This is a genomic window from Mucilaginibacter sp. P19 (genome assembly GCF_050632265.1).
Classification (GTDB): Bacteria; Bacteroidota; Bacteroidia; order Sphingobacteriales; family Sphingobacteriaceae; genus Mucilaginibacter; species Mucilaginibacter gossypii.
The window spans coordinates 98,263-121,490 of sequence record NZ_CP192586.1 but is presented as its reverse complement, the minus strand read 5'-3'; the positions used below and the strand labels follow the sequence as shown (position 1 = coordinate 121,490).

The following is a 23,228-nucleotide window of genomic DNA, read 5'->3' as shown; positions in this document are numbered from 1 at the left end:
GATGAGTAAAGTTCATGCCGCTATTACCGCAGTACATGGTTACGTTCCCGACTATGTATTAACCAACCAGGAACTGGAAACAATGGTTGATACAAATGACGAATGGATAACCAGCCGTACCGGTATCAAAGAGCGGCGCATATTAAAAGGCGAAGGCCTTGCTACATCTGATATGGCGGTCCCTGCCGTTACCGAGCTGCTCAGAAAACGCGGCATCGGTGCCGAGGAGATCGATCTTATCATCTTTTGTACTACTACCCCCGATATGATCTTCCCGGCTACAGCAAACCTTTTAGCGCATAAAATTGGTGCTAAAAACGCATGGGGATTTGATTTGCAGGCAGCCTGTTCAGGCTTCCTGTACGGTTTAACATCAGGCGCACAATTTATTGAAAGCGGTAAGCACAAAAAAGTATTGGTAGTAGGCGGCGATAAAATGTCGGCTATTGTTAATTATGAAGACCGTGCTACCTGTATTATTTTTGGCGATGGCTGCGGTGCTGTATTACTTGAGCCAAACGAAGAGGGTAACGGTATCATCGATTCTATTTTAAAGAGCGATGGTTCGGGTGCACAGTATTTAAACCTAAAAGCCGGCGGCTCATTGAAACCGGCAAGCCATGAAACGGTTGACGCTAAAGAACACTTCGCCTACCAGGAAGGCCAGGCCGTGTTTAAATTTGCAGTAACCAATATGGCCGATGTTGCGCACGAGGTAATGGAACGCAACCACCTAACCGGTGATGATATTGCCTGGCTGGTACCACACCAGGCCAACAAGCGTATTATCGATGCTACTGCAAACCGTACAGGTATAAGTTCAGATAAAGTGATCATTAACATCGAGCGCTATGGCAATACCACCAACGGCACCATCCCACTTTGCCTGTGGGAATGGGAAAGCAAGTTTAAAAAAGGGGATAACCTTATTTTAGCAGCCTTTGGCGGTGGCTTTACCTGGGGTTCAGTTTATTTAAAATGGGCTTATTGATGTACGGATTATAGATGTTCAAATTTCAGATGTGCAGATGTGCAAATTTTCTATTAAAAAGCATATTTGATATATCAAAAAATTAAAACATCCGTAAAAAGTGCATGTTATCTGCTTATGAACAACGCAACTAACGGGCTACTTATGGTATCCGCTCACTAATTAATCAACACATAACTTGCATATTTGCGCATTTGCATATCTGCACATTTGACTATAACTTAGATATAAACTTTGTCCAAAACCAATTAATCCTTCAACATGGATATTAAACAAATTCAGGACCTTATTCGCTTTGTTTCCAAATCGGGCGTGAACGAAGTATCAATCGAGCAAAAAGATTTTAAGATCACAATAAAAACCAACGAGGTGCAACCTACAGTGGTTCATGCCACTATTCCGGCAGTTACGCAACCTGTTACACAGGCATTACCAACTGCACCGGCTCCTGCGCCTGTTGAGCCTGCTGCTCCTGCTGCTCCGGATACGTCGAAATACATTACCGTAAAATCACCAATGATCGGTACTTTTTATCGTTCATCAAGCCCGGATAAACCCCTGTTTGTTAATGTTGGCGACGAGATTAAACCAGGTAGCGTAGTATGTATCATTGAGGCTATGAAACTGTTCAATGAAATTGAATCTGAAGTTTCAGGCCGTATAGTAAAAGTACTTGTTGATAACGCTTCACCAGTTGAGTACGATCAACCACTGTTTTTAGTAGAACCAGTTTAATTGATGCACATATGTGCAGATTACAGATGTGCAGATGATATTTAATTCGTTTGCACATTTATAATTTACATATTTGCCCTTCAATCATTCATTAATATTTTTCATCTGCATATTTGCACATCTGTAATTTGCACATTCAAGAAAAACAATGTTTAAAAAAATATTAATAGCTAACCGTGGCGAAATCGCCCTTCGTATTATCCGCACCTGTAAGGAAATGGGTATTAAAACGGTTGCTGTATATTCAACTGCAGATCGCGACAGCCTTCACGTTCGTTTTGCCGACGAAGCTGTTTGTATCGGTCCGCCGCCAAGCCGCGATTCTTATTTAAATATTCCTAATATCATTTCGGCTGCCGAACTAACCAATGCAGATGCGATCCATCCAGGTTACGGTTTCCTGTCTGAAAATGCTAAATTTTCGGCCATTTGCGCTGAGTATGGTATCAAATTTATCGGTGCTACTGCCGAGCAGATCAACCAGATGGGTGATAAAGCTTCGGCCAAAGATACCATGAAAAAAGCCGGTGTGCCTATTGTTCCCGGATCTGATGGTCTGCTTGCCGATGTAAAATCGGGTATTGCTATCGCCAATAAAATAGGTTACCCTGTTATATTAAAAGCAACTGCCGGCGGTGGTGGCCGCGGGATGCGCATTGTTTGGAAAGACGAAGAGTTTGAGAACGCCTGGGACTCGGCTCGTGCCGAATCAGGTGCAGCCTTTGGTAACGATGGCTTATACCTTGAAAAATATGTTCAGGACCCGCGCCACATCGAAATTCAGGTTGTGGGCGATCAGTTTGGCAAAGTATGCCATCTTTCTGAACGTGACTGCTCTATTCAGCGCCGTCACCAGAAACTGGTTGAGGAATCACCTTCCCCTTTCATGACCGAAAAACTCCGTAAAAAAATGGGTGAGGCAGCTATTAAAGGCGCCAAAGCTGTTAAATATGAAGGTGCCGGCACTGTAGAGTTTTTGGTTGATAAAGATCGCAACTTCTACTTTATGGAGATGAACACCCGCATCCAGGTAGAACACCCGGTTACCGAAGAGGTGATTAACTTCGACCTGATCAAAGAGCAAATTAAGGTAGCTGCAGGAATCCCTATTTCAGGTAAAAATTACGAGCCAACAATGCATGCCATTGAATGCCGTATCAATGCCGAAGATCCGTTTAACAGTTTCCGTCCGTCACCGGGTAAAATAACCAATTTCCACTCTCCCGGTGGCCATGGTGTACGTATTGATACACACGTGTATACAGGCTATGTTATCCCGCCAAACTACGATTCGATGATTGCAAAGGTAATTTGCGTGGCCCAAACCCGCGATGAAGCTTTAAGCACCATGGAGCGCGCATTGAGCGAATTTGTGATAGAAGGCGTGAAAACTACTATTCCATTCCATTTAAAATTATTGAAGGATCCTAACTTCCGCGCTGGTAACTTTACCACCAAGTTTATGGATACATTTGAATTATAAAAATAAATTCAAACTATCTTCATACTATAAAACGTATTTAGCACTATAGCGTTGATACAGCGGTATATATTACAATGAGCGAAAACAAGATCATCAAGGCCATAAAGGATAAAGGTAAAACGTTAGAGGCAGAAATGTCGTTCTTTGATCACCTCGAAGCCTTGAGATGGCACCTCGTAAGAGCTTCGGTAGCAATTGTAATATTTACCGCTGTTGTTTTTTACTACTACGACTGGATCTTTGATACCATTATCATGGGCCCCAGTAAATCAACCTTCTGGACTTACCGGATGCTTTGCAAAATTGGTGCAGCTTTGCACCGGGATGGTTTTTGCATTGACAAAGTAAATATTAAATTAATCAACACCGAAATGGCGGGGCAGTTTACCCTCCAAATTAACTCGGCATTAATTATTGGTATTACATTAGGCGTTCCTTACCTGATATGGGAGATATGGCGTTTTATTAAACCCGCATTGCATGACGCCGAGCGTAAAGCCGCAACCGGCTTTGTATTTTATGCCTGTGTGCTTTTCTTTTTAGGGATCACTTTTGGTTACTTTGTGATCACACCGATGTCTATTAATTTCCTGTCGAGTTATACAGTAAGTACGGTTATCCAAAACTTATTTGATATCGATTCTTATATCTCGTCAGTAGCTACCCTTACCCTCGCTACAGGCGTTGTTTTCCAATTGCCTATACTGGTTTATATATTGGCTAACCTGGGTATCATGACGCCTAAGTTCATGAAAGAAACCCGCCGTTATGCTATTGTGGTGATCCTGGTCATAGCCGCCGTGGTTACCCCAACTCCTGATATGCTCACCATGACAGTTGTTAGTATCCCGCTGTTTGTGTTGTATGAGGTTAGTATTGTTGTAGCAGGCCTTGTTGAAAAACGTAAGATCAAAAAGGAACTTGATTTCGAAAAAGGCGAATAGTAAAATCGCTTTATTTTACAGTTAACAAGTAGTTTTTATTGGACTGTATCGAAAAAGTGAGATCTGCATATTTTTGACTGTAATAATCCCCCTTTTCGGTAGATACACGCCGGTTGGTTTATAACAAATTATTTACCTTTAAAAAGCGATAAAACGTTATACTTTTGATAAATGAAGCAAGGATTAAAAATAGCTATCGGTTCGGACCACGCCGGGTATGATTACAAACAAATTTTAACAAAGGCACTGTCTTCTGTCGAAGTAAAAGATTTCGGCACCTATTCATCCGAATCGGTTGATTATCCCGATTTTGCCCACCCTGTAGCCAATGCCGTTGAAAGCGGTGAATGCGACCTGGGGATCCTGATTTGCGGCGCCGCCAATGGCGTTGCCATAACCGCCAACAAACACCAGGGCATTCGTGCTGCCATTTGCTGGAAAGAAGAAATAGCAGTACTGGCCCGTAGCCATAATAATGCCAACATAGTTTGCGTACCTGCCCGCTTTGTTACCCCCGAAGAAGCGAACGCTATAGTAACTACATTTTTAAATACTGAATTTGAAGGCGGCAGGCATGCTAACCGTGTGGAAAAGATAGCCTGCATGTAATTAGGTTAAAGGGAAAAGGCGAAAGGTTAAAGGTTTTTTTATCTCTTCGTTTGTTTTGCAAAAGGCAGCTGCCTTTTGCCTTTCACCTTTGCCCTTTAACCTCAAAAAAAGAACTATTAACTAAAAGAATGAATAAATTACCACTATTGCTCATCGCGCTGGCTTCGGCAACGACAGCCTGTGCCCAGCAGAATGCCACGGCAATGAAATATGCCGGGCTCATAACTGCTGAAGATGCGAAAAAGCACCTGAGCATCCTGGCTTCGGATGCCTTTGAAGGCCGCGAAACGGGCAAACCAGGCGCTGAAAAGGCCGCTAACTATATAGCCGCCGAATTTAAAAAATTAGGCCTGCAGGCACCCGTTAACGGCTCATACTTTTTTGACGTGCCACTTACCGAAAATGCTTTAAAAGTAACAGCATTTACTGTTAATGGTAAATCGTTTGAGTATGGTACCGATTTTTATTTAGGAGGAGCATTCCCGGATAAAAGCACATCTGTAAGTGATATCGTTTTTGTTGGCTACGGTACCGATGCCGAAATAGGCAGCACTGATCTGGCGGGTAAAATTATACTTTGGATCAACGAAGATAAACCCGAAGCAGGCACAACACCAAACACCAGCTACCGCATGAGCAATGCGCGTATGAAGGTTGTAAAAAACTTACAAAGCAAAAATCCGGCTATTATATTAGCTGCTAACCCTGGTATTGCCGCCGCACTGGCCCGTTTTGGAAAAAGCGTAACAAGTCCGCGGTTAACCATTAAAGACGAAGCAGGCAAACCGGCAAACACCAATGCCCCTGTATTTAACATCACTGCAGCGTTGGCTGACGAACTGATAAAACCAACCGGCAAAACTTATGCTGATCTTAAATCTGCTTCGGCAGCATCTACTACTCCTGCAACAGACATTAAAAACAACGTGGTTATAAACTACGCAACTACTAAAAAAGATGTAAAAGCGGTTGATGTGTTAGGCTATATGCAGGGTACCGACCTGAAAGATGAAGTGTTGGTCTTTTCGGCACATTATGACCACATCGGTTTAAACCCCGACAGAAAAGGCTAAAGATAAAGTGAACAACGGTGCCGATGATGATGGATCAGGTACTACCGGCGTTCTGGAAATTGCTCGCGCGTTCGCTAAAGCTAAAAAAGATGGGCACGGGCCACGCCGCAGCATCCTGTTTTTAGGTAACATTGGCGAAGAGAAAGGTTTATTAGGGTCTGAGTATTATTCAGATCATCCTGTATTCCCACTGGCTAATACCATTACCGATTTAAACATTGATATGATTGGCCGCGTTGGTGAAGAATATATCGGCAAACCCGATTCTGCAAATTATGTCTACCCCATCGGGTCGGCCATGCTAAGCAAAGAACTGCATGAAATTGGCGAGAATGCCAATAACACTTATACCAAGTTAAAGCTTGATTACAAGTATGACGATCCAAATGATCCAAACAGGTTTTACTACCGCAGCGATCATTACAATTTTGCAAAACATGGCGTACCAATCATCTTCTACTTCAACGGTGTACACGCTGATTACCACCAGCCGGGTGATGAAGTAAGCAAAATCAATTTCCCGCTACTCGCCAAACGCGCTCAACTGGTATTTTACACAGGATGGGAGCTTGCTAACCGCGATAAACGCCCTGTAGTGGATGAAGCTGCTGCCCGAGGGAAATAGTGAGTGGTTGATGGGGAGAGTGGTTCTCTCATCAAAATAAAACACAAAAGGCGCACAATATGCGCCTTTTGTGTTTTATAAATAACTCCCGTGGGTTTAGCGCAGCGTAACCCGTGGGTTGTATCGGTTAAGTTTTCAACTTAACCACTGAAGCTGAAAGCTTCAATTATTTAGAACCACGGGTTACGCTGCGCTAAACCTACGGCAATGAGAAGCTTTTAAAACCTTCTAACATGTTATCTGTTCAAAAACAACCACCCATATAATCAACTTAATCAACCACTCACCCAAAAAATAAAACAAAAATCCTACTTTCGCATATATGGGAGCAACCGCTGAAGAATTTTTGGTAAAATCGGAGGAGAAGGCTTTTGATGCCGATCACCGTCGCATCATCAACTTCAATATTGACCGGTACAATACAGCGGTATCGCGGGGCCTTTCGCGCATTATCAATTTAGATAATGCCAAAAAGAAAGGTCATGTGCTTAAATGGAAGGTGATGGAAAACCTGGATAAGTTCCTACCCGAATTTGAGGCCAATTTTCAGAAACGAGGCGGCAAGGTGATCTGGGCAAATGACGTTGAGGAGGCCCAGCGCGAAATCCTGAACATCATCAAAAAAGCCAACGCCAAAACTGTGGTGAAATCCAAATCGATGGTTACGGAAGAAATTCACCTGAACGAGTTTTTAGAGAGCAATCAAATAGAATCGCTTGAAACCGACCTGGGTGAATATATAGTGCAGCTGCTGGGCCAAAAGCCATATCATATTGTTACCCCGGCTATGCACCTCAGCAAGGAGGATATCGCGAAACTTTTCCACGAAAAATTTGGCACCCCCATTGATGCCACGCCCGAACAAATTACCCTGAAAGCCCGTGAGTTGCTTCGTGAAAAATATGTACAGGCCGATGTAGGTATTACCGGTGCCAATTTCTTATTAGCAGATACCGGCAGCATCGCCATCAGCGAAAATGAAGGCAACGCGCGCCTTTGTACTACATTCCCTAAAATCCATATTGCCATTGTGGGGATCGAGAAGATCATCCCTTCCATTACCGATCTGGACTTGTTTTGGCCAATGCTATCTACTCATGGTACCGGCCAAAATCTTACGGTTTACAATACTATATTAAGTGGTCCGCGCCGGCCGGATGAAACCGACGGACCTGAGGAAATGTACGTAGTACTGCTGGATAATGGCCGCACCAACCTGCTGGCAAAAAAAGACCAGCGCCAGGGCCTTTACTGCATCCGTTGCGGGGCTTGCCTTAACGGTTGCCCCATTTATAAAAACATTGGAGGCCACACTTATGCCACCACTTACAGTGGCCCGATAGGCTCTATTATTACCCCGCATACTCAGGGGATGGAAAATTTTAAACACCTGAGCTATGCTTCAAGCCTGTGTGGTAAATGTACCGAGGTTTGCCCGGTTAAGATCGACATCCATAAAATGTTGCTCCTTAACCGCCGCGATGCGGTTAACGAAAACCTGGTTACCAATAAAGAACGCTGGGGCTGGGCTATCTGGAAAAAGGGAATGCTTAAACGCAAACTTACCGATTTTTTTGGCGGCGGCATGAAAAACTTCCTGCTTAAAACCTTCTTTAAACGTACCTGGGGCCATTTACGCGAGATGCCTCGGGTAGCTGATAAGTCATTTAGCAAGCAATGGCAGGAAATGAACAACACACCCGAAGAATAATGCTATGCGTAAAATAATTTTAAACGTAGCTGTTAGTCTCGACAGCTATATTGAGGGCCCTAATGGTGAGTACGACTGGTGCTTTGACGACCAGGATTATGGCCTTACCGACTTTTTTAAAGCCTGTGATGCCATCTTCATCGGGCGCAAAAGTTATGAGCTGATCATGCGTACCGATCCAAAAATGTTTGCCGCCATGAAAATTTATGTGTTTTCGGATACACTTCATGATCCCCAAGCTGATAATGTTGAAATAATAAGGCCTGCTGATTTTAAAAACAGGGTCGAAGAAATCAGGAGCCAGGAAGGACGCGATATCTGGTTGTTTGGCGGGGCAGAACTTGTTGAAGCGTTTATCAAAAAAATCTAATCTCCGAATTATTACTATCAGTACACCCGGTAATTTTAGGTAGTGGAAAACCACTTTTTACAAATATAAAAGAACGCATTAACCTGGTATTGCTTGATGCCGAGCAATTTTCAAGCGGACTTATTCAACTCAGGTATATCATCAAACCGTAGTTCAAATCTGTAATTACTTGAAAGCTAAAGTTAAAGGCCTATATGCCTGCTCTGCGCTTAGTTGCCCTATCCTACTTCAATAACCACAAAATCCTTTTGCATCCGTTTCACCTGCTCGGCCATGCGTTTAATAAACAGGTAATTTGCCGTACCGCCAATAACCGCGCCTACAACCGGAACCAGGCGTTCGGCAGTGCGGGTGCCTAATATCATCAGCATCCTTTCGGCAATGCCTTCCATCATGGATCTGGTGATAGCCACGCCGGCTTCCACCCTTACGGATGTTGCTACTAACGACATAAAATCGTCGAAACCATTATCATACGTGCCCCGATAATAATACATAATGCCCATAATAGCCCTAAACTGCTGGGTGATCAAATTGATGAAATCAAATGGGATCCCCGCTACGAGGGTAAACATCCCCCCGCTGCCTGCCATAGCCCCCGAACCTGCTGCAAGACAAGCGCACTGGTTAATAAAACCTTCGAGGCCGAGTTTATCAACGCCGTTTTTTATTTTAAGCTGATCGATACCTTCAAATATTTTCCTAAACCCCATATGGGCAAGGCTTTCGGTATGTAAACGGATATCATTACCTATTTTATTGAATTTGATGAGTTTCATTGTTTATAAATTATTGGCAGTTATTACGCCGCTGTACTATTAACAACAGATCCATCTGCGTGTTTGTAAATTTGGTGGAAACAGAACAAATAAGTTTTATGGGATAGCTAAGCCATATTTTTCATCCTGATCGGGATCGCTCATATAGAGGCAGGCTTTTTCAGGTGGAATGATTTTCTAAAATTGCGAGAAACTAACCTTGAAGGGTAATTAATTTAACCTATATGTTTCCTTAAGTTTTCAATTGCCCCAACGGGTACTGCCAGTTCGCCTAATTTGGCTATTACAACCTCGGGGCCGGGTAAAAACAGTGCCATAGTATTAGCCCGAATAACCTCTTGTACGCGAATCCGCAAAGGCTCACCCAATAAAGATAACCCGCCGCCCAACACTATGATATCAGGGTGAAAAAGATGTACGGCGTGTGATAAGCCGAAGCCCAGGTCGGCAGCGGTATCATTCAATATTTTCAGCGCATCTGCATCTCCCTGTTCCAAAGCAGTTAGTAACATTTTGGCCTCGTCTCCATTTACATCCGCACAAAGTTGGGCCAGTTTACCATCAGGCTTTTGAGCGATTACTGTACGGATCTTTTTGTCAACCGCCCAGCCCGAGCAGCTATCTTCAAGCGTAAGGCCTTCGCGGTTAAGGCGGATATGCCCTATCTCAGCTTCTCCGGGTTTTGTCCCGTGATAAATTTGGCCGTTAATGACCATTCCGGCACCTACACCACTGCCAAGAGTTACATAAAATACATGTTCATAGTTACGCCCGGCCCCTTTTAATGCCTCGCCAAGGGCAGCTGCATTAGCATCATTCTCCAAAATAACCGGTGCATTAACCTGCTGTTGCAACCAACCCGAAATGTTAAATCCGTCCCATCCGCTTAACTGGTGCGACTTAGCAATGCAGCCCGCCTCCCTGTCAACCGGTCCGCCAAAACCGATGCTTATGCCTTTAATGATATACTCTTTTGAAATATTGGTGATGGTTTGGGCAATATGCTCCCTGATCCCTGCGGCACCCAACACTCTGTCTACCGCAAAACGAAATGCCCTGTTGACAATAAAACTATCATCGGCCAAAACTATTTGCAGTTTGGTTCCGCCTATTTCAATACCTATATAGCAATTTTGCATGGTTAAAATATCCTGCATCCCGGTTCTAAAAATCTTGCTTCTAATATCTCGCTGTCTTGTCTCCGGTTTTGGCTTCTACTTCCACTTAAAACTTTTAATCATCACCGCCATATCCTGCTTTATAAAACTAAGCACAGGTTGTATGGAGTCGAGCCGGGGTTCGGTGTTAAAATATAGCGCTCCCCGTATATAATTATGCACACTATCTGTAAGGAAAAACTGCGCCGATGAAGCGGCATTGCCGTCTATGGTATAATAAATGCCATAAACTTTTTTATCAGTATAATGGATGATGCCTTCGTCAATGGATGTGGCTTTTACGGTATGCTTAAAGGCGAAGGTGCGGGCATCCTCCACCAGTTGGTTAAACTCTTTTTTGAGGTGATGGGCTGATAGCTTAAATGCAGCGTGGCATTAAACCGCGGGAACTGCATGTTTATCCAGCAAGGTTTGGCACCTCGCTTTTTATCCGGTTCTATAAAGGCGTACTTGGGATATGTAAAAGCATACGGACAACCGGCAGCGTAATCCTGGTATTCTTTTTTGGGAACGGAATGCGATAGTAGCCGCGGGGCTTGGGCGCGTAATCATGATTGCCGCTGCATGCGGACAAAAACAATAGCACTGCTGCCAGTAAACTTACATACTTCATGGATGTTTCTCCTTTGAGTTCCAGATCTCCCATGATTTTTCGGCCTGCAAAACCAGCATTTCGTAGCCATTTTTAGTTACCGCGCCGCGCTCGCGGCCGTGTTTTAAAAACAGGGTTTCTTCGGGATTATAGATCAGGTCGTACAAAATATGATTTTCGCCAATAAAATCATAAGGTATAGGCGGGCATTCATCAATATTAGGATGGGTACCCAAAGGAGTTGTATTGATGATAAGTTTGTGCTGTAAGATATGGTGTGGCTGAAGATCTTTAAACAAAATATTATCCGCATGGTGTGTTGGCTTGCGGGTAACAACTTTATAGGTGATACCTAAATTTTCCAGTACACATTTTACTGCTTTTGCGGCACCTCCATCGCCCAAAACCAGGGCGTCATCATTGCCATCTCCAATTAAAGGCTTTAATGATTCCTCAAACCCATAAATATCGGTATTATAACCTTCCAGTCTGAAATCATGGTCTTTAACCCCTATCTCGCCCGAAAATGCGGCTTCAATCGGGCTTTCGGCAGTCACCCTGATACAGTTTACAGCGCCGGCTGTACGGGCGTCATGCTCTATCCAATCTAAAAAAGGCAGCACGTTTATTTTATGAGGAATGGTTACATTAAGGCCGCAAATATCCGGATGCTCATCAAGCAGGTCCTGCAGGTCCTTGATATGCTCAATAGGGTAAAGATCATAGCGTGCATCTGTAATCCCTTCGTTTTTGAACTTTTCGGTAAAAAACTTTTTTGAAAATGAATGAGAGAGCGGAAAACCAATTAGCCCGTAGTGTTTCATGGTCAATTTTATAACGATATCAGCTGCTAAAGTAATCAATTATAGCTTAAGCTGGCATAGCTTTAATGGTGTAATATTAACAGCAAAACTGGCAGTTTTAACTATTGATTTAAAACGGGTAAGCTGAAAAAACCTTGGATAAAAATTGTTTATAAGGAGATTTATTTCAAATTAAGGTAATTCCGGGCGCCGATAAAATTGTAATTTGGGCTTCAATATCATGACCCCTATTACAATTTACCCTATTCATCTTTTCCGAAGGATCATCCCTTTTTGTGTTACCATTTTATGCAGCTTTGCTGCACTGGCTCAAAGTCAATCCCGGCCCGCTAAAGAACCTGTACTAAAAATACTCCGCAGCATGAAAAGTCCGGATTCGGCAGCTGTGCTTGCAAAAAAGCTGATCGATTCGGCCAGGAAAAATAACAATAAACCATTTGAAGCGCGGGTGTTGCTGGCCCGGGCTTACCAGGCTTATGGCATTGGTAATGAACATGATGCTTTAACCTTTGGTCGTGAAGCTACCAAATTGACAACCACGGCCGATTCACTTACTTATGAAAAAGCACCAATAATGGTAGCCTACATGCTCAGCCGCGAAGCCAAAACGGTTGAAGCCTTAAACGTTGCTTTTAAAATACTGAAAGAGTGCGATAATAGGGGATGGAAAAGTTTAAGTATAGACTGCCGCGCTTGTATTGCCGATATTTATCGGTCGATTGGTAACCCTAAACAAGCCCTGCCTTATGCTGAGCAAGCTTCAAAAGATGCATTGAGCATAAAAGATACAGCTTCTTATATTTTTGCGCTGAGTAACCTATCTAACATCCTTTCCGAACGGAGTATATCGTCGCCGGGTAACCTGGTAAAAGCTACCCGGCTAATGGAACAGGTACTTGATAAAAAGTATGCTCATTTTCTTTCAGATTTTAGCATAGCCCGTTACCAGGGCAATCTGGGCCGGCTTTACCTCATGACCAACCAGGATAAAAAGGCAGAGGAGATCCTGATGAAATCACTGGAATTATCCCGCAAAGGCGAGTTCAAAACTCTCGAAAAGCATAACCTTAACGAACTTATGACCATGTATGTTGATCATAAGGAGTTTAAGAAGGCCGCGCGATACGGGGAAATGGCGGTTAGTATCCAACCCGAATCACAAAGTAACATCACCGTACAAAAAAACATCTATAATCATTTAACCGATGCATATGAAGGTATTGGTGATTATAAAAACGCTTTTAAGTATAGTTATCTGTACCGGCGGCTTAATGACAGTATCAACCAGCTTGATAAAGCAAGGGATGCTTCCGAACTGGATAAAAAATACCAGGCCGATAAACGGTTATTAATAGCCGCCGGTGAAACTAAGCTGGTTGAGGTACAACGGAATTTTTTAATTGTGCTTGCGCTGTTTATAGTAATGTCCTCCATTATCAGTTATCGTTGGTTTATTCTTAAAAAGAAAAGAGAGACGGCGTTGCTGGCCGAAGAACATAGTCAACTGGAAAAAATGGATGCTATGAAAACACGCTTTTTTGCAAACGTAAGTCATGAATTACGCACTCCATTAACGCTCATCATGGGGCCGGCGGTTCAGCTCCTGGCTTTTACTAATTATGAAGATGAACAGCTTAACATGCTGCATTCGATATTACGCAATAGCAAAAAGCTACTCAATATGGCCAACGAATTGCTTGATCTTGGCAAATTGGAAGCAGGGAAATTAGCATTACAACCCCAGCCCGTTGCATTATTATCATTTGTAAAGATACTATACCAGGGTTTTGTATCGGCCGCTGAATATAAACAAATGGATTACAGACTGCTCAACTTCATTGATCCGGCGCTTTTTGTTTTGCTCGATCAGGAAAAGTTTGAAAAAATAGCTAATAACCTCATCAGTAATGCTATTAAGTTTACGCCTTATGCAGGTACTATAACCATTACTGCTGATATAAAGCTGGAAATGATTGAGTTTGGAGTAGCCAATACCGGTGTGGGGATTCATCCGGATGATCTGCCTAACATTTTTGACCGCTATTACCAGGGCAGAGGTAATAACGAACCCTCAGAAGGCGGCACTGGCATAGGCCTTGCTATAGCACGTGAACTTACAGAACTGATGGGCGGGCATATTGCGGTTGATAATAATTGGGGAAAGGGTGTGTTTTTTAAGATAGTTATCCCGTTTAAGGCAACTGAAAAGCCGGCAACTGAAGTGTCCGGAACAGAAGCCGTAATTGTTTCGAATAGTAAAACCGTGGGGAAAGACACTAACGGGGAACTTATTATGCTGGTTGAAGACCATCATGAAATGGCTGCTTACATTGCAGATATTTTACGGCCACAATATCGACTCATCACTGCCGGCAATGGCCGCGCAGCACTGCAAAAACTGCAGGATATGCCGGTAATGCCCAGCCTGATCATATCAGATGTGATGATGCCCGAAATGGATGGCTTTACCCTGCTTGAAACCCTGAAGCAAAGCCCGGCTTACTGCAACATCCCAGTGATCATGCTCACCGCACTGGCCAATACACGGCATAAGCTTAAAGCGCTTCATATTGGTGTTGATGATTATCTCACCAAACCATTTTTAAGCAGCGAATTGCTTGCACGCACTGTTAATCTTATTAACAACGCCGCCGCCCGCTCCGGGGCTACCATCTCTGATGATGATGAGCTGATTACAGGAACCAATGATCTGCAGATTGAACAACCGGCAGAAAACCCGGGCTTGAAACTTTCGCCTGCCGATTTATCCTGGCTTGAGGAATTGGAAGCCCGGGTACGAAAACATACCGGCAAAACCGATCTTACGCTTGCCGCCCTGAGCTATGAACTGGCGATCAGTGAGCGGCAATTGTTTCGCCGCATAAAATCAATTACCGGACTTACGCCTAATAAATACATCCGCGCCATTAAATTGCAAATAGCACGCGAAGCTATCGAAAGCGGCAAGTACCGCACCATTGCCGAAGTATCATATGCCGCGGGGTTTGATACACCTGCATACTTTGGCAAATTGTTTAAGGAACATTATGGCCGCGACGTTAACGAGCTACTTTAAACAATCCGGCCGGTTATCATTGTCTTCTTAATTTTCAGAAATCTTTAACTGACAGGAGGCTTTTTTAAGCAAATGGCGGTTTTATAAAGCTAAATGGCAGTTTTATTATATCGCTTTTAGGCAGCTTTGTGAGATACAATCACCCCCTAATATAATGACTGTGACTTTTAATGAGGATAACCTCCGTACCCTTAACAGCCAAACCGATACAATACCAACTATCGGCAAAGCGCCTGATGCAATATGTCCGAGATGCAAAAACAAATTTTGCGACCGGATAAAAAGAGGTGCTATTGTTAAACTGTTGCTTCCCCGGCTTGCAGTAAAACGCTATCGCTGCAGCAGGTGCTCAAACAGGTTTTATAAACGCGGATAAATTTATTTAAGCATCTACCTTTTATTTTTTAGGATAGCAAGAGAAATCAGCCTTTCAACTTAAACTTGAATTATGCCTGATTTTAATTGTGCTTTGCCGGTTTACTTTCGGGTAGCCGGCATTGTTTTTTTGCAGATACATCACCTTATATCCTATAAGACGGAACGCGCTGTTCCATTGATGTCTGCATATTCCGCCAACAAAAAAGCCCGCCAGTTATCCCGGCGAGCCTTCTTCATTAAAAGTAAGATTTTAAATAGCCTTATTCCACAACGCTTAATTTAAGCGTATTGGTTTTACCCTGTTTAATTATAGGGGTAGAAGCCGTGTTAACAACTACGTCGCCCGTTTTAATCAGGCCTTCAGCTTTAAGGATGTCATTAACATCAGCAATGGTTTGATCTGTGCTTTCCAGCTGATCATAATAATACGCCCTCACACCCCAAACGAGGCTAAGCGCATTCAATAGCTGCTTATTTGATGTAAAGATATATGTACTGGCTTTAGGCCTGTGGCTTGATATTTCAAATGCAGTATAACCTGAAGTAGTCATGGAAACGATACCTACCGCATTACTTTGCTCAGCAATATGTACGGCAGATTCGCAAAGTGCATTGATCAGGAAATCCGGAGAAGAAGGGTCTTTAACTGTTGCTTGCTTTGGAGCGTTAAACGGATAGCCTAATTCTTCAACATTGCGTACAATTTTGGCCATAGTTTCAATAACAATAACCGGGAACTCACCAACTGATGTTTCGCCGCTTAACATAACCGCATCGGCACCATCAAGTACAGAGTTGGCAACGTCATTCACTTCGGCACGGGTTGGGCGTGGTGTGGTGATCATTGATTCCAGCATCTGGGTAGCTACGATAACCGGCTTTGAAGCAGCGCGACATTTACGGGCAATCATTTTTTGCAGTAACGGTACTTCTTCAAGCGGCATTTCAACACCAAGGTCACCACGGGCAACCATTACACCATCTGTAGCAGCAATAATGGCATCAATATTTTCAATAGCTTCCGGCTTTTCAACTTTGGCAATTACCTTAGCCGCCGAACCGTTGCGTGCTATAATACGTTTCAAGTCAATGATATCCTCGCCTGTGCGAACAAAAGAAAGACCGATCCATTCAACATCCTGTTTAAGGGCAAATTCAAGATTGATCAAATCTTCTTCGGTTAAGCTTGGGATAGACACTTTGGTGTTAGGCAGGTTAACACCCTTGCGTGACGTTAAGATACCGCCGTGAACAACCTCACATATAACTGTATCAATTTTGTTGGTTTCAATAACCCTTAACTGCAGTTTGCCGTCATCAAGCAAAATAATTTCGTTTGCCTGTACGTCCTGTGGGAAGGTATCATAAGTAATATAGATCTGCTCATCGTTACCAATGCACTCGTGAGTGGTAATTTTAATGTGCGTTCCGTTAACTAAATGAATACCGCCGTCCTTTACCAACCCGATGCGGATCTTTGGGCCCTGTAAATCGGCCAGGATACCTACGTTGGTTTTGTATTGCTCGTTAATTTCACGGATAAGATCGATCACTACCTTATGATCTTCAGGCTTACCGTGCGAAAAATTAAGACGGCAAACGTTAACACCTGCCTTGATCATCGCTAATAAAACATCCTTTTTAGCTGATGCCGGCCCCATGGTGGCAACAATTTTTGTACGATTATAGTATAGTTCCATATTATTCGGGTTAAAACTGGAGGGTATTTAATGATTGTAAAATCAACATCTTTTTAAATTCGGCGCTAAAATAAAAGATTTTCCCGTGATTTTATTTTTTTGGGTCAATCTTTACAGCTGCAACAATCTCTGGTATTTTATTTAGCGATGAAATGATCGTATCAAGCTCATTATCATCTATATAGTTACGGATCATTAAAAAATAGTCGGCACTTTTTATTTCAGGCACCAGGTAGCCATCTGAGCCTTTATTGCCTATAAAGAAGAAGTCTGTTTCGGTGGTTTCCCAGCTATAACGGTATAATGAAAACAAAACAGGTTCGCTCCCGGGGTAAATATCTACTTCCAGGTCATCGGTTTTTACGAAATTAAAATTCAAGTACTTGTTTATAAGAAAACAAACCCGGTAATCTTTAAGTGAGCTTGTTACTGCAATGAGCACAAAATCAAAATCGATCTCAAACTTTAAAAATTTCCTGTTCAAAATCATTACTTTTACGCCGTCAAAATTACTAATACAAACCGTTTCAATAAAATTTTGTTTAGAGATTTATATTGTAAAAGTTTTAGATTTGTTTATTGACAGAATTTATTTTTCTTTGCACTGAATTTTTATTAATCATTAAACTATAAAGACTATGTCTGATATCGCTTCAAGAGTAAAAGCTATTATCGTAGAAAAACTGGGTGTTGACGAAAGTGAAGTTACGCCAGAAGCGAGTTTCACCAACGATCTTGGTGCCGACTCGTTAGACACCGTGGAATTAATCATGGAGTTTGAAAAAGAATTTAACGTGGCTATTCCTGACGATCAGGCTGAAACTATTGGTACTGTTGGCCAGGCAGTTGCTTACCTTGAAAAAAACGTTAAATAAAACTCCTTAACTGGATTAAATGGAGTTTAAAAGAGTTGTAGTAACCGGGCTTGGAGCACTTACTCCTATTGGTAACACTGTTTCAGATTATTGGAACGGACTGATCAATGGAGTAAGTGGCGCTGCCTTGATCAAAAGTTTTGATACCGAAAAATTCAAAACTAAGTTTGCGTGCGAAGTAAAAGACTTTGACGCGGATGGTTTTTTGGGCCGTAAAGACGCCCGCAAATTGGATCCCTTTGTACAATACGCCTTATTTTCAACCGAAGAAGCCGTAAAAGACGCAGGGTTAGATTTTTCAAAACTGGATACCAGCCGTATTGGCGTTATCTGGGGCTCGGGTATTGGGGGGTTAAAAACTTTCCTCGACGAGGTGACGGCCTTTGCCAAAGGTGATGGCTCTCCGCGTTTTAACCCGTTCTTTATCCCTAAAATGATTGCCGATATAGCCCCCGGCCATATATCTATTAAATATGGTTTGCGCGGCCCCAACTTCACTACTGTTTCGGCATGTGCTTCATCAAATAATTCCTTGATAGATTCATTTAACTACATCCGCCTGGGTAAAGCTAACATGTTCATCAGCGGTGGTTCTGAAGCCATTATCAACGAAGCCGGCATAGGTGGTTTTAACGCCATGCATGCATTATCAACCCGAAACGATGATCCGGCAACGGCATCACGTCCGTTTGATCTGGACAGGGATGGTTTTGTGGCCGGTGAAGGAGCAGGTACTATCATTTTAGAGGAGTTAGAGCATGCAAAAGCCCGCGGCGCTAAAATATACGCCGAAATGATGGGTGGCGGCATGAGCGCCGATGCCTATCACATGACAGCACCTCATCCCGATGGCTTAGGTGCCGCATTTGTAATGCGCGCAGCCCTCGAAGATGCTAAACTTAGCCCTGCCGATATTGATTATGTGAACGTTCACGGCACATCAACCCCAATCGGTGATCCGCAGGAAATTAAAGCAATACAGGATGTGTTTGGCGATGATATTTACCGTATCAACATTAGCTCAACCAAATCAATGACTGGCCATTTACTTGGTGCTGCCGGCGCGGTTGAAGCTATTGCATCGATACTGGCATTAAAACATGGTATCATCCCTCCAACCATTAATCACTTTACTGATGATCCGGCTTTTGATCCTAAGATCAATTTCACTTTCAATACCGCTCAAAAACGCGATATTAATATAGTGCAAAGCAATGGATTTGGTTTTGGCGGACACAACGCTTCTGTAATATTTAAAAAGTACGAAGATTAATTGTGGTTTGATGCCTATAAGTCGGTTCTACAAGCTTTATATATCACCCAACAGAAAGTATGTTAAAATTTTAAAGAATTTGCTCGGTTTTGTGCCGGGCAATTTGTCTTTATACCGCATGGCTTTCCGTCATAAATCGGTAGCCCAAAACATCAAGAAGGGGTAAAAAACAGTAACGAACGCCTGGAATTTTTGGGCGATGCCGTACTGGGCAGTGTTGTTGCTGAAGTACTTTTTAAATTATACCCTTATGAAGATGAGGGCTTTTTGACCGAATTACGCTCAAAAATAGTAAGCCGTGTAAACCTTAACGCACTCGGAAAAAAACTTGGCTTTGATAAATTGATTGAGTATGACAACCGTATGCTTAACTCAAGCAGGCAGGGATCATTACTGGGCGATGCCTTTGAAGCCCTGATTGGCGCGGTTTATTTGGATAAAGGCTATGACTTTACCAAAAACTTCCTCATCAACCACATCATAAAACCTCATATTGATATTCATACGCTTGAGCAAACGGAAACTAACTTCAAAAGCAAGCTTATTGAATGGTGCCAGCGACATGGCCGCGATATTATTTTTGAACTGGTAACCAACCAGGACGGCGAAAGCACCAAGCTTTTCACTGTACAGGCCAATATAGATGGTGAAGTGATGGGCTCGGGCAAAGAATTCAGTAAAAAGAACGCCGAAAAGCTTGCCGCTGAAAAAGCATGCGAAGCCTTGGGGATCTGATTCAAAGTATTTTAACGATTAAAGCGGCAGTTTTTTTCCTTTTTAAGTTCTACCGGCCCTTCACCCAATTTAACAGTTGAATCCGGCACGATGAATGTTGGGCTGTTTAGCTTTTCGAGCTTTTCTTTATCACTGCTATTTTTGTAATATTCATATGCCCGTATGGTGTGCTTTATCAGGTCATAATCAGTCCAGGCTTTAATATCCTTGTAGGTAGGCGTATAATAATTCATGAATTTACGGGCAAGGCTATCAGTAGCCAGTCCGGTATATTGCTTCACAAATGGGATGTTGTAATGTTTGTGAATTTCGGCCTGCTCCAATTCGCTTTGGGCGTTTTGAGCGAAGCGACGTGCGCGATTGGGAGTTGTTCCTAAAAGCTCGTAAAGGCCGGTTACAGGGTTACTTAAAAAAGATAACGCGGGCGGCTTGCCATTATAATAAGTTCCCTGTTTCTTATAATCGTTTAACACCTGGTTTATCTCCTGCCTCTTGGTTTGGCCAACAACTTTTACCTCGTCAAGTTTTATAATGGGCTGCATGTAAACGGGCATGTCGCTATTGTTCAGTACCACTACTTTTTGAGGGGTATAGTCATCGCGGGAAAAAAGCAGGGTATCGCCAACACGGGTTTTTATGCTAAACCAGCCAACATCATCACTAAGTATCAATGTTTTGGTATTCAGATCTTTAACAAAAACCTGCCCTACACGCTCATTGGTCACCTTTTTTGAGATAACCCCTTTTACCGTAAACTCCTGGGCCGAAACATGAACGGTAATGAGGTATAGAACCCCTGTTAAAAGCAGGTATAAATAGTTGCGCATCAGTGATAATTGAACGTAAATATAGGAAGTGTATTTTATTTGAAATGTGAAAAAGTGTTAAAGCGCTTCGCTTTGGTGGTTGGAGGTTAGAGACTGGAGGTTAGTTTTTATTTTTTTTGAATGATAAACTCTCTCTATTGAATTTATTTCAAATCCGAAATTTAACATTCGAAATCCGAGTGACCTAACCTCTAATCTCCGATCTCTAACCTCTAACTAAATTTGCTATCTTTGCCGCATGATAAAATCCATGACAGGGTATGGAATTGCCAGTTTTGATTCGGGCAGTACAAAATACACCGTAGAGGTTAAATCCCTGAACAGCAAATTTTTAGAACTATCACTTCGTTTGCCGAAGATTTTTGCCGAAAAAGAGTTTCAGCTGCGTAATGACTGCAGCAAGCTTATTGAACGCGGTAAAGTAAACTTATCTATCAATACCGAACAGGTAAGCCAGTCGGTAAAAGCGGCGGGGATCGATAAAGATCTGCTTAAACACTACTATAATCAACTTAAATCGGTTAGTGAAGAGCTTGGCGAACCAACCGGCAACTTGCTTCAGCTGGCATTGGGCTTACCAGAGGTTGTGAAATACGAAGAAGATACCATATCCGAAGATGAGTGGAAAGCCGTTGAGAAAACTTTCCAACAGGCTATGGCCGCTTTCCAGGATTTCAGGTCACAGGAAGGCAATGTTATTGAACTGGAGATTAAAGGGCGTATTAACACTATATTAAAAAACCTGGACCTTGTTGAGCTGGAAGATCCAAAACGAGTTCCTTTGGTCCGCGAGCGCCTTAATACGTTTTTAGCCGAAGCCGCAAGCCGCGAAGCTATAGATCAAAACCGGTTTGAACAGGAACTGATCTACTATATCGATAAGCTTGATATTACCGAAGAAAAGGTAAGGCTGAAAGCGCATTGCGAATACTTTATCGAGACATTAAAAAACGCCGATGCAAACGGCAAAAAGCTGGGCTTCATTTCGCAGGAGATTGGCCGCGAGATCAATACATTAGGATCAAAAGCCAATGATGCCAACATCCAGAAACTGGTAGTAGGCATGAAAGAAGAGCTTGAAAAAATTAAAGAACAACTGTTAAACGTATTGTAAAGTTCATAGATGATGGTTCGTAGTTCATGGATTACTTCCATTGCCCTATAACCAGCTATGAACCATGAACTAATGAACGATGACCAAAGAAGGTAAACTCATCATATTTTCGGCTCCCTCAGGTGCTGGTAAAACCACCATAGTACATCATTTGCTGGGAAAAATTCCTGATCTTGAATTTTCCATTTCGGCCACCACGCGTGAGCGCCGCGGCGATGAGGTGCATGAAAAAGATTACTACTTTATAAGTAAAGAAGAGTTTTTGCACCGCATTGCCAAAAAACAGTTTGTTGAATTTGAAGAAGTTTATACCGGTACTTTTTATGGCACGCTCCGTACTGAAATTGAGCGCATCTGGGCAAAAGGCAAAACGGTAATATTTGATATTGACGTTGAGGGTGGCCTTCACCTTAAACGCAAATACGGTCCCCAGGCTTTGGCCATATTTGTACAACCGCCATCGCTTGAGGTTTTAATTGAAAGGTTGACCGGCCGTGGCACTGATAGTGAAGAAAAACTGAAAGAACGCTTTGCTAAGGCAGAAAAAGAGCTTAAATACGCTCCGCAATTTGATATTATACTCAAAAATTACGATCTTGAAACGGCTTGCGCAGAAGCGGAGGAATTGGTGAGTAACTTTATTAGCCCCCCGGCCCCCTGAAGGGGAGTGCAAAAAACTCATTTTGTACACCGGGAGCGCTTAATCTACAAAACTTTTAATTTCCCCTTTAGGGGTTAGGGGCACAACATGAAGATAGGCTTACTGTTTGGTTCATTTAATCCTATACATATAGGGCATTTGATTATTGCCAATTATATGGCAAACCATACCACGCTTGATAAGGTGTGGCTGGTGGTATCGCCCCAAAATCCGTTAAAAAAGTATGGCGATCTGATCAACACTTATGACAGATTGGAGATGGCCCGCCTGGCTACTGATAATGCAACCAATATTAGTGTGAGCGATGTTGAGCTGAAGTTGCCCCAGCCATCGTATACCATTGATACCCTTGCCCATTTAAAGGAAAAATATCCCGAGCATGAGTTTGCCCTCATCATGGGTTCGGATAACCTTGGCTCCCTGCATAAGTGGAAAAACTATAAGCTTATCCTGCGCGATTACCGCATTTACGTGTACCCACGCCCCGGGTATGAAAACGCCGAACTGGCCGATCACCCTTCGGTTACCATCACCATGACACCGCTTATGGAGCTTTCGGCAACGTTTATCCGCAAATCAATAGCCGAAAAAAAGAACGTACAGTTTTTTGTACCAGACCCGGTATTGAAATTTATTGAGAGCAAAAGCTTGTACAGGTAACTCTGTAAATCTAAA

General features: G+C 42.8%; 22 protein-coding genes and 1 pseudogene. 16 read left to right on the top strand and 7 right to left on the bottom strand.

All coding sequences use genetic code 11. The annotated features are described in order from the left end of the window. Position 1 precedes the first annotated feature (1 nt). From ACQ86K_RS00570 to ACQ86K_RS00530, 9 genes are all read left to right on the top strand, one after another. Positions 2–991 carry a beta-ketoacyl-ACP synthase III gene (locus ACQ86K_RS00570; protein ID WP_091173008.1) on the top strand — a complete coding sequence of 330 codons (990 nt, stop codon included), beginning with the start codon at positions 2–4 and terminating at the stop codon, positions 989–991. Between the two features lie 261 nt (positions 992–1,252). Continuing rightward, positions 1,253–1,726, top strand: a complete 474-nt coding sequence (gene accB, locus ACQ86K_RS00565; RefSeq protein ID WP_091173011.1) for an acetyl-CoA carboxylase biotin carboxyl carrier protein — start codon at positions 1,253–1,255, stop codon at positions 1,724–1,726. 148 nt (positions 1,727–1,874) lie between these two features. Continuing rightward, the gene (gene accC, locus ACQ86K_RS00560; protein WP_091173015.1) at positions 1,875–3,209 is read left to right on the top strand and encodes an acetyl-CoA carboxylase biotin carboxylase subunit; all 1,335 of its coding nucleotides are present in this window, start codon (positions 1,875–1,877) and stop codon (positions 3,207–3,209) included. 74 nt (positions 3,210–3,283) lie between these two features. Then, the gene (gene tatC / locus ACQ86K_RS00555) at positions 3,284–4,153 is read left to right on the top strand and encodes a twin-arginine translocase subunit TatC (protein ID WP_091173019.1); all 870 of its coding nucleotides are present in this window, start codon (positions 3,284–3,286) and stop codon (positions 4,151–4,153) included. A 171-nt stretch (positions 4,154–4,324) separates the two neighbouring features. Beyond that, positions 4,325–4,762, top strand: coding sequence for a ribose 5-phosphate isomerase B (gene rpiB / locus ACQ86K_RS00550; protein ID WP_091173023.1), 438 nt, complete (start codon positions 4,325–4,327; stop codon positions 4,760–4,762). Positions 4,763–4,890: 128 nt separating this feature from the next. Continuing rightward, on the top strand, positions 4,891–5,835 hold the full coding sequence (locus tag ACQ86K_RS00545; RefSeq protein ID WP_431199548.1) for a hypothetical protein: 945 nt from the start codon (positions 4,891–4,893) through the stop codon (positions 5,833–5,835). A gap of 7 nt (positions 5,836–5,842) precedes the next feature. Then, on the top strand, positions 5,843–6,460 hold the full coding sequence (locus ACQ86K_RS00540) for a M28 family peptidase (RefSeq protein WP_431199547.1): 618 nt from the start codon (positions 5,843–5,845) through the stop codon (positions 6,458–6,460). 322 nt (positions 6,461–6,782) lie between these two features. Continuing rightward, positions 6,783–8,171 (top strand): LutB/LldF family L-lactate oxidation iron-sulfur protein, encoded by a 1,389-nt coding sequence (locus ACQ86K_RS00535; protein ID WP_091173030.1) that lies wholly within the window; start codon positions 6,783–6,785, stop codon positions 8,169–8,171. 4 nt (positions 8,172–8,175) lie between these two features. Continuing rightward, complete coding sequence (locus ACQ86K_RS00530; RefSeq protein WP_431199546.1) at positions 8,176–8,541, top strand: dihydrofolate reductase family protein; 366 nt, start codon at positions 8,176–8,178, stop codon at positions 8,539–8,541. A 218-nt stretch (positions 8,542–8,759) separates the two neighbouring features. Here ACQ86K_RS00530 and ACQ86K_RS00525 read toward each other — a convergent pair whose 3' ends face one another. From ACQ86K_RS00525 to ACQ86K_RS00510, 4 genes are all read right to left on the bottom strand, one after another. Next, on the bottom strand, positions 8,760–9,320 hold the full coding sequence (locus tag ACQ86K_RS00525) for a hypothetical protein (protein WP_091173036.1): 561 nt from the start codon (positions 9,318–9,320) through the stop codon (positions 8,760–8,762). Between the two features lie 215 nt (positions 9,321–9,535). Further along, entirely contained in the window at positions 9,536–10,459 is a 924-nt protein-coding gene (locus ACQ86K_RS00520; RefSeq protein WP_091173140.1) for an ROK family protein, read from the bottom strand. 75 nt (positions 10,460–10,534) lie between these two features. Further along, positions 10,535–10,816: a hypothetical protein gene (locus ACQ86K_RS00515; RefSeq protein WP_431199545.1), complete on the bottom strand. Its 282-nt coding sequence runs from the start codon at positions 10,814–10,816 to the stop codon at positions 10,535–10,537. A gap of 291 nt (positions 10,817–11,107) precedes the next feature. Beyond that, a complete protein-coding gene (locus ACQ86K_RS00510; RefSeq protein WP_091173039.1) occupies positions 11,108–11,914 on the bottom strand; it encodes a shikimate dehydrogenase family protein in 807 nt (268 codons plus the stop codon). Between the two features lie 220 nt (positions 11,915–12,134). Between ACQ86K_RS00510 and ACQ86K_RS00505 the strand changes: the two genes are divergently transcribed. Beyond that, on the top strand, positions 12,135–14,990 hold the full coding sequence (locus ACQ86K_RS00505) for an ATP-binding protein (RefSeq protein WP_091173043.1): 2,856 nt from the start codon (positions 12,135–12,137) through the stop codon (positions 14,988–14,990). Positions 14,991–15,628: 638 nt separating this feature from the next. On the opposite strand, the gene pyk is transcribed toward ACQ86K_RS00505, so the two are convergent. Beyond that, positions 15,629–17,068, bottom strand: a complete 1,440-nt coding sequence (pyk, locus tag ACQ86K_RS00500) for a pyruvate kinase (protein WP_091173049.1) — start codon at positions 17,066–17,068, stop codon at positions 15,629–15,631. A 91-nt stretch (positions 17,069–17,159) separates the two neighbouring features. Then, a complete protein-coding gene (locus ACQ86K_RS00495) occupies positions 17,160–17,552 on the bottom strand; it encodes an IPExxxVDY family protein (RefSeq protein WP_431199544.1) in 393 nt (130 codons plus the stop codon). A gap of 154 nt (positions 17,553–17,706) precedes the next feature. On the opposite strand from ACQ86K_RS00495, the gene ACQ86K_RS00490 reads away from it, so the two are divergent. The 3 genes and pseudogenes from ACQ86K_RS00490 (at position 17,707) to rnc (ending at position 19,951) form a co-directional block, all read left to right on the top strand. Beyond that, complete coding sequence (locus ACQ86K_RS00490) at positions 17,707–17,943, top strand: acyl carrier protein (protein WP_031266521.1); 237 nt, start codon at positions 17,707–17,709, stop codon at positions 17,941–17,943. A gap of 19 nt (positions 17,944–17,962) precedes the next feature. Continuing rightward, positions 17,963–19,216 (top strand): beta-ketoacyl-ACP synthase II, encoded by a 1,254-nt coding sequence (gene fabF / locus ACQ86K_RS00485; protein WP_091173053.1) that lies wholly within the window; start codon positions 17,963–17,965, stop codon positions 19,214–19,216. A 10-nt stretch (positions 19,217–19,226) separates the two neighbouring features. Further along, positions 19,227–19,951, top strand: a pseudogene (rnc, locus tag ACQ86K_RS00480) (ribonuclease III). Between the two features lie 11 nt (positions 19,952–19,962). On the opposite strand, the gene ACQ86K_RS00475 reads toward rnc, so the two are convergent. Further along, positions 19,963–20,778 carry a hypothetical protein gene (locus tag ACQ86K_RS00475; RefSeq protein ID WP_431199543.1) on the bottom strand — a complete coding sequence of 272 codons (816 nt, stop codon included), beginning with the start codon at positions 20,776–20,778 and terminating at the stop codon, positions 19,963–19,965. 238 nt (positions 20,779–21,016) lie between these two features. On the opposite strand from ACQ86K_RS00475, the gene ACQ86K_RS00470 reads away from it, so the two are divergent. From ACQ86K_RS00470 to nadD, 3 genes are all read left to right on the top strand, one after another. Further along, on the top strand, positions 21,017–21,892 hold the full coding sequence (locus ACQ86K_RS00470; protein ID WP_256337519.1) for a YicC/YloC family endoribonuclease: 876 nt from the start codon (positions 21,017–21,019) through the stop codon (positions 21,890–21,892). Positions 21,893–21,971: 79 nt separating this feature from the next. Continuing rightward, positions 21,972–22,553: a guanylate kinase gene (gmk, locus tag ACQ86K_RS00465; protein WP_090534749.1), complete on the top strand. Its 582-nt coding sequence runs from the start codon at positions 21,972–21,974 to the stop codon at positions 22,551–22,553. Positions 22,554–22,640: 87 nt separating this feature from the next. Next, positions 22,641–23,213: a nicotinate (nicotinamide) nucleotide adenylyltransferase gene (gene nadD, locus ACQ86K_RS00460; protein ID WP_091173065.1), complete on the top strand. Its 573-nt coding sequence runs from the start codon at positions 22,641–22,643 to the stop codon at positions 23,211–23,213. Positions 23,214–23,228 lie beyond the last annotated feature (15 nt).